Below are 9,386 nucleotides of genomic sequence, written 5' to 3'. Positions count from 1 at the left end.
GCAGCGCCGCCGCCTGGTCGAAGTTCAGGGTTTTCGGTTTGTGGCCGACGATGCGGTGATCGACCAGATGAAATTCGGCGTTCGTGCCGGGCCGGGTCGGCATGCCGGCATAAAACACTTCGTCGCCGACCGCGAAATTCTGCGCCTCCGGGCCGATGGCGCGGACGATGCCGGCGGAATCGAAGCCGAGCACGCGCGGCTCGCCCAGCGGTTCGCCGCTCACGCGAATTTTCGTGTCGACCGGATTTACGGAAACGGCTTTAATTTCCACCAGCAGATCGTGATGGCGCGGTACCGGAACGGCGATTTCAAGATCCAGGAGCGATTCCGGATCGGTGACCGGCTTGGAATGGGTAAAGGCGACGGCTTTCATGAACGGATACTCACTTTTTTGCTGATGGCGACCGCTTCGGCGGTTCGCTCCGGTGACAGATAAGACCGGTCAACCGATCCTCAATAGGGCGGGGCCGTTGCGGTCAAGCCAGGCACTGGCGGCGGCACGGTGCGGCGTGAGTTCGTCGGTCAGCGCCCAGAAATGCCGGCCGTGATTCATGTGCCGCAAATGCGCGACCTCGTGACCGACCACATAATCCTGCACGAAATCCGGCGCGCAGATCAGCCGCCAGCAAAAGGCGAGGGTGCCGTCCGGCGCGCAGGAGCCCCAGCGCGTGCGCGTGTCCTTGACCCGCACGCATTTGGGGTTGAGCCCGGCGAGCCTGGCCTTGGCGGCGGCCTGCGCGGTCAGCTCCTGGCGCGCCAGGCGCTTCAGGCAGTCGGCGACGCGGCGGCCGAGAAATTCCGGCTGGCCGGAGACCAGGATGCGCTGATCCTCGATCCAGGCACCGCCGCGCGCGCTTGGCACCGGGCAGATCTCATGCGGCATGCCGCGCACGGGCACCACGGCACCTGCCAGAAAGGGCAGGGCGCCGGGCAGGGAGGCCAACCGCTCCGCCACCCAGGCCTCATGCGTCTGCAGCAGCGCCAGCCCGGCCCGGCGCGAGGCGCGCATCGGCAAGGTGATGACGAGCCCGCCTTGGGCAGGATCGATGCGGAGCGAAATTTTGCGGGCGCGCGCGGAGCGGCGGAACACCACCTGGGCCAGCGCGCCCTGGATGGGCAGCAACTCGGTGGTGAGTTGCGTGGTCATCGCCGGCGCGGGAGCTGGCCGGGCCATTCGACGATATGGTGTTCCAGGGGCCCGGCGTCGCGCTCGCTGATCGCCCGTCCGGCGGCGCTGGCCCCGGCCTCGATCACGCTCTCCGCCCGCCCGGTGATCAGCGGATGCCAGGAGGGCAGATCCTTGCCTTCCTGCAGCCGACGATAGGCGCAGCTCGGCGGCAGCCAGTCCACGGTTTTCAGCTTTTTTGGGGTCAGCTGCACACAATCGGGGATTTTCGTGCGCCGCCGCGCATAATCGCCGCAGCGCGCGGTCTTCACGTCGAGCAGACCGCAGGCGACATTGGTGAAGCTGAGCTCGTCAGTGTCCTCGTCGCGGAGCTTGTGCAGGCAGCAGCGGCCGCAGCCATCGCAGAGGGATTCCCACTCGGCCTTGCTCATCTCCGCCAGGGTCTTGTCGTGCCAGAATCCCATCGCCCCGCTACTTTAACTTGGCCGGCGGCGGGCCGCCAGAGCGAGAGAAGAAAGCAGCCGCTTTTTGAAAAAAGCGGCGCAAAGACTTTTGCGCCTTATGGGGACACAAAAGCGTGACAACCGGGTCCCGTTGCTTCGTACTATGGTCCGTTCGGGGATCGGGCGGCGTTTTTTCGACAGAAGGAGCTATGTCATGAGTGCCACTGTTGAGCGTGTGAAGTGTGCATGCAGTGATTGCATCTGCGTGGTCGACCTGAAGAAAGGGATCGAACGCGATGGCCGAGTCTATTGCAGCGACGCCTGTGCCGACCATCACAAGAACGGTTCCGGCTGCCAGCACGCTGGCTGCACCTGCCACGGATAATCCGCGCTGGGTCTGAGGCTGCGTCGGCGCCAACGCCCCTGACCCAGCATCGCAAAGTTTTTTTGCTACTTTTTGTTCACAAAAAGTAGTCTTTCCTTCCCTAGCGCGGGGTCTTCGGCCAACGGCGATGCAGCCACAGCCAGGCGCCCGGCGTCTCGCGGATCCAGCGTTCCAGGATGTTGTTCATGTCCGTGGTCATGGCCAGCACGTCGCGTTCCTTGTCGCCGCTATCGGGCAGCGTCATCGGCGCCTCGTAGATCACGTGCAGCCGGGCCGGGCCCTCGCGCAGCGCCCGCACGGGGAAGACCGGGCATTTGAATTTGAGGGCGAAACTCGCCAGCGCCGGGCCGGTCATCGCCGGGCGGCCGAAGAACGGCACGGCGATGCCGTTATCGAGCTTCTGGTCCATGAGCAGGCCGAGATGCTGGCCGCGCGCCATATGCGCATAGGCCTGGCGGGCGCCGCTGCCGCCCTTCGGGAACATCGTCACCTTGCGCTGAAAATTAGACTCGCGCAGCTTCAGGATAATGTCGTTGACCAGGCTGTTGCTGGCGGCGCGGTACATGAAGCCGAGATCCATGCCGCGTGCATAGGCGGCGGGCGGGATGATCTCCCAGTTGCCGATATGGCCGGTGAGAATGATCGTCGGTTTGCCTGGCACCAGCGCCGGGGCGACATGCTCGTCCCAGCCGCTGACGTGATAGCCGGGGCCCGACGCGGTTTCGTGCAGATGGCCGATCTGCGCCAGCTCGGCGACCGTGCTGCCGAGATTCTCCCACACTTCGGCGACGATTTTTTTGCGCGCCGCGGCATCGAGTTCGGGCATCGCCGCCTGCAGGTTGCGGTCGGCGACTTTCGAGACCGGGATCAGCGGGCCGATCGTCCTGGCCACGCCGCCGCCGAGGCGCGAGGCCATGGCAGGCGGCAGCGCGCGGAAAATGGCCAACGCCGCGCGCACCAAGGCGGCCTCGGCCTTATGCGCCAGCGGCACTGTTTCCACCTGACGGTCGCTCATGCCAGCAGCCGCTCCAGCGCCGATTCGTCGTCCCAGTGCAGGCGCACCGTGACCACCGCGGTGGCTGCCCGCAATGTCTCGGGCAGTTTCACGTAATCTTTTGCCGTCGTCACCAATTGCGCTCCTTGAGCCGCAGCCTCGTCCAGAAGCCGCGCCGAATCACTCGCTCTATACACGTGGTGATCGGGAAAGGCATGGGTGGCGCGCAGATCCCCACCCAGCGTCCGCACCGAGGCGAAGAATTTTTCCGGCCGACCGATCCCGGCGAACGCGATGATTTTGCGTCCCCTCAGTTCGGCGGCACATTCCGGCACCAGCCCGGCCCGCAGCACCGGCAGCGCCGGAGGCAGATGCGCGAGCGCGCCGGTCTCATCCGCGCCGATCAGCACCGCCGCTTGCACACGGGCAGCGGCCGCCGTCACCGGCTCTCGCAACGGCCCCGCGGGGAGGAGGAGCAGATTCCCGAAACCGTAGCCGCCATCGATGACCAGCAGCGACATGGTTTTGGTCAGCGAGGGGTTTTGCAGCCCATCATCCATGACGATGGCGGTGGCGCCTTCCGCCAGCGCCAACCTGGCCCCGGCGGCGCGGTCATGGGCCAGGATGGTGGGGGCGATGGCGGCCAGCAGCAGCGCTTCGTCACCCACATCCTCGGCGGTATGGAGCGCGGGATTGACCAGCACCGGCCCGGCCAGCCGGCCGCGATAACCGCGGGTGAGGGCAAAGCGCGGCCCCTGCAGCCGGTGCAGGATATCCAGCGCCACCACGGTCTTGCCGGCGCCGCCGACCCCGGCATTGCCGACGCAGATGACCTTGATGCCAGGCGCAAAGCCGGGCTGGCGCAGGCGGCGCGCGGTGAGGGCGGCCGTGACCGCGCCGAGGGGGCTGAGCAGATGCGCGAGCACACCGCGTTTGGCCCAGAATTTTGGCGCCTTCATCGCGTGCTCTCCAGGATCAGCGCAGCCAGGCGTTGCGGTAATTCTGGTCCGGTGCGCAAGGCGGCTTCGGCCCGGCTTCCGGCCGCTGCCGCACCTTCCGGTCGCTGCAGCCAGGCGCGCACCGCCTCGGCCAGGGAGACGGCGTCCGCCACCTCGACCAGCGCTTTCGCGTCGCGCAGCATCGAAGCGGCTTCTCGAAAATTCTCGTTATGTGGGCCGGTGATGACAGCGCGCCCGAGTCGCGCGGGCTCGATCAGGTTATGCCCGCCGAAGCCACAGAGCGAGTTGCCGATGAAGGCGAAAGGGGCGGCGCGGAAGAACAGGCCAAGCTCGCCCAGCGTGTCGGCGACATAAATGCGCGCCGGTTGCGGCGCTTCGCCCAAAGCGCGGCGCGGCGCGTTGCCGGCCAGCGCGGAAATCTCGGCGCCGCGCTCCGGGTGGCGCGGCACGATCACGGTGATCAGCTCGGGGAAATCCGCCAGCAGTGCGCGATGCGCCTGCACGATGATCTGTTCCTCGCCGGGATGGGTGCTGGCGGCGAGCCAGAGCGGCCCGGAGATTTGCGTCCGGAAGGACGTCAGGGCTTCCTCCTCAACGGGGAGGGGCGGCGTAAAAAATTTCAGATTACCCCATTCCAGCACGTTGCGCAGGCCGAGGCGGCGAAAATTCTCCGCGTCCCCCGGCGATTGCGCGTGCACGTGGCGGAACGCCAGCACCCGGCGGGCGAGGAACGGCACGCGCCGCCAGTTGCGCGCGGAGGTTTCGGAAATCCGGGCATTGATCAGCAAACGCGGGATGCCGCGTCGGTCGCATTCGGTGAGCAGGCCGGGCCACAGCTCACTCTCCACGAACACCGCCACGTCCGGCCGCCAATGGTTCAGAAATTTTTGCCCCCATCCCGGCACGTCCAACGGCACGAACTGGTGCCGGGCGAAAGCGGGCAGGCGGGCGGCGGCGAGATTGGCGGAGGTGAGCGTGCCGGTGGTCAGCAGCACTTCCGCCTTGCCGCCCAGAGCCTCGATCACCGGCAGCACCGACATCGTCTCCCCCACGCTGGCAGCGTGAATCCAGACGAGTTTTTCGTCCGGCCGCGGCAATTGTGTGATGCCATAGCGCTCGGGCAGGCGGACCGGAATCTCCTTGCCGCGCGCGGCGCGCCGGCGCAGCAGCCGGCGCAGATAGGGGGCGGCAAGCCGGCCGGCGAGGCGATAGGCGGCGATCACAGGAGCTCCGCGGCGCGGTCCATCGCCGCGTTCAGCGTCGCCGTCACCGTCTCGACGCCGTCTTGCCAGTTCTCGCGCGGCACCGTGATCAATTCGCCGCAAACCAACACGCCGTGGCCGAAAGGCAAAGGCAGGCGCATCTTGTCCCAGGAGCGTAAAGTTTTGGCGTTGCTGGTCATCGCGGCGCAGGCCAGCACTTGCCGCCCGCTTAGCGCCGCCAGCTGCGCCACGCCCGGCGCGCAGACCCGGCGCGGCCCGCGCGGCCCGTCCGGCGTCAGGCCGACATTCATGCCGGTGCTGAGTGCGTTCAGTAATCCGCGCAACCCGGCGGCGCCGCCCCGTGAGGAGGACCCCGACACCAGGCCGATGCCTATATGCTCGACGACGCGGCCGATCAGCTGGCCGTCGCGGTGCCGGCTCGCCAGCACCACGGCCGGGCGGACCATGCCGCGCCGCTTCGCCTGCTGCCAGAGGATCGGCATGGAGGGCATCGCCTCATGCCAGAAGGCGACGATCAGCGGCGCGCCGGTTGCCATCTCCTGGATTTGCGCGTCCCCCTCGATGCGCCAGCGCAGCGTTTTCGCCACCAGCAGCAGATAACGCGCGGCGAACCAAGCCAGCGCCGCCCGCAGCCAGTCGGATTGTAAAATTCTCTTCACGCCGCGGGCGGTAGCATTTGCAGCCAGCGAAGACAAAGGAAGCAGCCGCTTTTTAAAAAAAGCGGCGCAAAAACTTTTGCGATGCTGGGCCATGGGCGTTGTCGCCGACAAAGCCTCAGGCCCAGCATAAAAAAGTTTTTTTGCTTCTTTTTGTTCACAAAAAGAAGCCTTTTCCTTCGCTTGGGATCTAGACCGTAATCACGTCCACGCGCCCGGTCGCCAGATCGTAAACACCGCCGACGACGCGTAGGCGTCTTTGCGCCACCGCCGCGCTCAAGATCGGCGAAGCGTCCCGCAGCCGGGCCACGTTCAGCCGCACATTGTCCCGGATCGCGTTGTGCAGCAGGTCGCCGGGCTCGCTTTGCGCCTCCTCGACCGCCGGCCGCAGTTGCTGGACCAGCGAAGGCAAATGCCCCGGCAGTGTGGTGCCGTCGCGCAAGGAGGCGATGGTCGCGGCCACCGCGCCGCATTTGCCATGCCCCAGCACCATGAGCAGTGGCGTGGACAATTCCGCCACCGCATATTCGAAGCTGGCGAGATTGTCTTCGTTGACGAAATTGCCGGCGACGCGGACGACGAACAAATCACCGCGATAACTATCGAAGGCGAATTCTGGCGCGACCCGGGAATCCGCGCAGCTCAATATGCCGGCAAGAGGATTCTGCCCCTGCGCCAGCACCGCCCGCTCCGTGGCGAAATCATGCCGACGGGTCAGCCCTTCGACATAGCGCGTGTTGCCCTGCATCAGCCGCTCAAGCGCCGCGTCCGGCGAGAGCACGTTTCCGGGTTTGGGCGGCGCACCTGGCGGGGCGGCCCAGGCGGGCAGCCCCGCCAGGGCCGCCCCGCCGGCGAGATGGAACAAAAACCGTCGGCTCAGCGCCGGTTTTGGCTCCCGATGATGTTCCTGACAGATCGGGCAAACCATGTTTTGCGCTCCCGGCGATTTCCAAACCGGATCACCATACGCGCCTCAGCCAGCCGCAAGCAGCTTTTTCCACATGGGCGGCCGTTTTTTTTGCCGTCACCTCACGGCAAAGCCTTCGGCGTCGAACACCAGGACCTGACCGGCAAAAAGCGGAATTTCCAGATGCGGCCCCGCCTCACCGATCCCCTGCACCGGATGGCCTGTCACCAGCGGATGGTGCTGCAAAACATCTTTCCAGATCCGCGGAAAATCCAGGCCAGCACGGCGGGCCCGGTTGCAGGCCTCAACCAAATTCGTCACCAAGTCACTCATATTCCATCTTCTTTTTACTCGCGTCACGTTGACTCGTGTCACATGAGTGACTGCTTGCCCTGTAATCAGGGCATTCGAATTGATTTGGATCAAAAGGGCTCTCCGCAAGGCTATGGCCGGGAAGCGTGACCTTACCATTGCGTCAGATTACGAACGTCCCGGCGCTCTGGCCCTGCATGGGCGGCGACGTCGCGGCAGGGCCAGGCAGGAAATATGCGATAAACGCAGGGCGCTATGCGCCACGTTCAAACCCTTCCCGTCAAGCCCAGAAAAATACAAAGGTTTTTCAACCAGAAGCTGCCGCGGGCCGGCTTTTGGTGGTGACGAAATCTCACCAGTACATTAAGAATGGTCGATAACGATGCCTATCTTTGTGAAAACCTTATCCTGGCGTGTCCCCGGGAATTTGCCCTGGCTCACCGCCTTGGCACTGTCCACCGGGTTGTCCGGCTGCGCATCGCTGGATCGGTATGAACAATCTCTGGCCCCTCCTCCTCCCCACCCCGCCCCGGCGCCACCGGCCGCAGCGCTGCGCGAAGCGGAAGCACGCGGCTATGACGAAGGCCTGGCAGCGGGCAAGCGCATCCAGGCCCGCCACGACCACGCCGTCGCCCAGGCGGCGCAGGAAAAGGCTGCCACCGCGGCCTCGGTGATGGCGCAGGAGGCCATCCAGGAAACACAGGACATGCAGACGATCCACAAGCTCTGCGACCCGCCGCAGCCGATAACACCACCTGGTGCGGCGGCGGCACCCGCCACCCGGGCGAGCGGCCCTGACGTGTTCGCCCCCAGCGGCCCGGCACGGCCGCTCGACAACTCGCCCGATCCTTTGCCGGATCCTTTTTAGAGCACTTACCTGCGCTGAGCTGGAACCTGCTTAGGCAAGCCAAGGGGAACGCTTCTTTTTGTGGGCAAAAAGAAGCAAAAAATTTTTTAATTTGGGCCGTGACGGTTTCAGCGCCGTTCGCCCCTGCCGATGGCAAGGCACGCTTGCGCAACGGTCCATTGTCTTTGCGCGGCATCTCTGCCAGGCCAGAAAGCGCTAAAGGTCTACCTCTCTGACTATTTTTTCTGGCGCCCATGCCGACATTAGATGAAGCCTCGTTCGCGCTAAAAACGTTCCTCGGGGCGATGGCGGCTTTGTACCTGGCCTTCTGGCTGGGGCTGGACAATCCGTACTGGGCGATGGCGACCGCCTACATCGTCGCCAATCCGCTCACCGGGCCGATGCGCTCGAAGGCGGTCTATCGCTTCATCGGCACGCTCGCCGGCGGCACCGCGGCGGTGGCGCTGGTGCCGAACCTGGCCTCTGCGCCGTTGCTGCTCAGCTTCGCCCTCGCCTGCTGGGTCGGGCTCTGCCTGTACATCTCGCTGCTCGACCGCACACCGCGCGCGTACACCTTCATGCTGGCCGGCTACACCGCGGGCATCATCGGCTTTCCCAGCGTCGACGCGCCGCAGCTGATCTTCCAGACCGCGCTCACCCGCGTGGAGGAAATCTCGCTCGGCATCGTCTGCACCACCATGTTCGGCACCGTGGTGTTCCCGCGCGCCATCGGCCCGGTGCTGGCGCGGCGCATCTCCACCTGGGTGAAACCAGCCATCGACTGGGCGACCGCCGCTTTGGCCGGGCGCGAAGAGGAAGCCGATATCGGCGCGGCACGGCGGCAGCTGGCGGTGGAAGCGACCGACGTGGCGATGATGACCACCCAACTCGCCTACGACACTTCACATCTGCAAAGCGCGGTACGCTACATCGTGCACCTGCGTATCTATGTGCTCAGCCTGATGCCGGTGCTGGGCTCCATCAACGATCGGGTGGCCGAATTGCGGCGGCGCGACGGCATCACCCCCGCGCTGCAGCTGGTGCTGGATGCGGTTCGAGACTGGATCCAGCTCGGCGGCCCGGAGAGCAATGCCGCCCTGCGCACGCAGATCCTCCAACTGGAAATGGACGGCTCGTCCTGGGGCGGCCTGCTGCACGCCAGCCTCGCGCGGCGGCTGGACGAGCTGGTGAGCCTGCTTCATCATGCACGCGCCATCCGCCGGCACATCGTCGATGGCGATCCTGCCCCCGAAGGGCTGCTGCTGCGGGCGGAGTTCCTCGCCAACGCCACGCTGCTGCGCGATCACAGCATGGCCGCGCTCTCCGCCCTCGCCGCCGTTATCGCCACCCTGCTCACCTGCCTCTTTTGGATCGAAACCTCCTGGCCCGCCGGCGGCACGGCGGCGGTGATGGTCGCCATCGCCTGCTCGTTTTTCGCCGGACTGGACGATCCTGCCCCGGCCATCGCCCGCATGCTGCGCGACGTGCTGGTGGTCAGCGTCTTCGACGGCCTGTATCTTTTTGTCGTCCTGCC

The 9,386-nt window shown here is 65.7% G+C and carries 12 protein-coding genes; 3 read left to right on the top strand and 9 right to left on the bottom strand.

Annotated features, from left to right (window positions below; translation table 11 throughout):
* From VGG47_RS06585 to VGG47_RS06575, 3 genes are all read right to left on the bottom strand, one after another.
* Positions 1-373: alcohol dehydrogenase catalytic domain-containing protein (locus VGG47_RS06585; protein WP_331536673.1), on the bottom strand; the 373-nt coding region annotated here is incomplete at its 3' end.
* A 69-nt stretch (positions 374-442) separates the two neighbouring features.
* Entirely contained in the window at positions 443-1,147 is a 705-nt protein-coding gene (locus VGG47_RS06580) for a M48 family metallopeptidase (RefSeq protein ID WP_331536671.1), read from the bottom strand.
* The gene (locus VGG47_RS06575) at positions 1,144-1,590 is read right to left on the bottom strand and encodes a YcgN family cysteine cluster protein (protein WP_331536669.1); all 447 of its coding nucleotides are present in this window, start codon (positions 1,588-1,590) and stop codon (positions 1,144-1,146) included. Before VGG47_RS06575 ends, VGG47_RS06580 begins: the two co-directional genes overlap by 4 nt.
* Before the next feature lie 97 nt (positions 1,591-1,687).
* Here VGG47_RS06575 and VGG47_RS06570 point away from each other — a divergent pair, with 97 nt between their 5' ends.
* Positions 1,688-1,954, top strand: coding sequence for a metallothionein (locus VGG47_RS06570; protein WP_331536675.1), 267 nt, complete (start codon positions 1,688-1,690; stop codon positions 1,952-1,954).
* 100 nt (positions 1,955-2,054) lie between these two features.
* Here the strand turns inward: VGG47_RS06570 and VGG47_RS06565 are convergent, their stop codons facing one another.
* The 6 genes from VGG47_RS06565 to VGG47_RS06540 all read right to left on the bottom strand — a co-directional run bounded on the left by VGG47_RS06565 (position 2,055) and on the right by VGG47_RS06540 (position 7,026).
* On the bottom strand, positions 2,055-2,969 hold the full coding sequence (locus VGG47_RS06565) for a lysophospholipid acyltransferase family protein (protein ID WP_331536667.1): 915 nt from the start codon (positions 2,967-2,969) through the stop codon (positions 2,055-2,057).
* Positions 2,966-3,907, bottom strand: a complete 942-nt coding sequence (gene lpxK, locus VGG47_RS06560; protein WP_331536665.1) for a tetraacyldisaccharide 4'-kinase — start codon at positions 3,905-3,907, stop codon at positions 2,966-2,968. Before lpxK ends, VGG47_RS06565 begins: the two co-directional genes overlap by 4 nt.
* Entirely contained in the window at positions 3,904-5,130 is a 1,227-nt protein-coding gene (locus VGG47_RS06555) for a 3-deoxy-D-manno-octulosonic acid transferase (RefSeq protein WP_331536663.1), read from the bottom strand. Before VGG47_RS06555 ends, lpxK begins: the two co-directional genes overlap by 4 nt.
* Positions 5,127-5,789: a lysophospholipid acyltransferase family protein gene (locus VGG47_RS06550; protein ID WP_331536661.1), complete on the bottom strand. Its 663-nt coding sequence runs from the start codon at positions 5,787-5,789 to the stop codon at positions 5,127-5,129. The genes VGG47_RS06555 and VGG47_RS06550 overlap by 4 nt, the downstream gene beginning before the upstream one ends.
* 187 nt (positions 5,790-5,976) lie before the next feature.
* Complete coding sequence (locus tag VGG47_RS06545; protein ID WP_331536659.1) at positions 5,977-6,651, bottom strand: carbonic anhydrase; 675 nt, start codon at positions 6,649-6,651, stop codon at positions 5,977-5,979.
* Between the two features lie 159 nt (positions 6,652-6,810).
* Positions 6,811-7,026, bottom strand: a complete 216-nt coding sequence (locus VGG47_RS06540) for a hypothetical protein (RefSeq protein WP_331536657.1) — start codon at positions 7,024-7,026, stop codon at positions 6,811-6,813.
* Positions 7,027-7,387: 361 nt separating this feature from the next.
* Between VGG47_RS06540 and VGG47_RS06535 the strand changes: the two genes are divergently transcribed.
* Both VGG47_RS06535 and VGG47_RS06530 read left to right on the top strand, forming a co-directional pair.
* Positions 7,388-7,873 carry a hypothetical protein gene (locus VGG47_RS06535; protein WP_331536655.1) on the top strand — a complete coding sequence of 162 codons (486 nt, stop codon included), beginning with the start codon at positions 7,388-7,390 and terminating at the stop codon, positions 7,871-7,873.
* Between the two features lie 233 nt (positions 7,874-8,106).
* Positions 8,107-9,386, top strand: a 1,280-nt coding sequence (locus VGG47_RS06530) for an FUSC family protein (protein WP_331536653.1), incomplete at its 3' end; no start/stop codon positions are given.

It is taken from the genome of Acidocella sp., from assembly GCF_036489515.1.
Classification (GTDB): Bacteria; Pseudomonadota; Alphaproteobacteria; order Acetobacterales; family Acetobacteraceae; genus Acidocella.
Note: the sequence above shows the minus strand (reverse complement) of the source record. Positions and strands in the feature narration are given on the sequence as shown.

Coding starts and splice junctions, on each gene's coding strand:
- VGG47_RS06565 (WP_331536667.1), bottom strand. CDS start 2,969: ATGAGCGACCGTCAGGTGGAAACAGTGCCGCTGGCGCATAAGGCCGAG.
- VGG47_RS06535 (WP_331536655.1), top strand. CDS start 7,388: ATGCCTATCTTTGTGAAAACCTTATCCTGGCGTGTCCCCGGGAATTTG.
- VGG47_RS06575 (WP_331536669.1), bottom strand. CDS start 1,590: ATGGGATTCTGGCACGACAAGACCCTGGCGGAGATGAGCAAGGCCGAG.
- VGG47_RS06540 (WP_331536657.1), bottom strand. CDS start 7,026: ATGAGTGACTTGGTGACGAATTTGGTTGAGGCCTGCAACCGGGCCCGC.
- lpxK (WP_331536665.1), bottom strand. CDS start 3,907: ATGAAGGCGCCAAAATTCTGGGCCAAACGCGGTGTGCTCGCGCATCTG.
- VGG47_RS06570 (WP_331536675.1), top strand. CDS start 1,688: ATGGGGACACAAAAGCGTGACAACCGGGTCCCGTTGCTTCGTACTATG.
- VGG47_RS06580 (WP_331536671.1), bottom strand. CDS start 1,147: ATGACCACGCAACTCACCACCGAGTTGCTGCCCATCCAGGGCGCGCTG.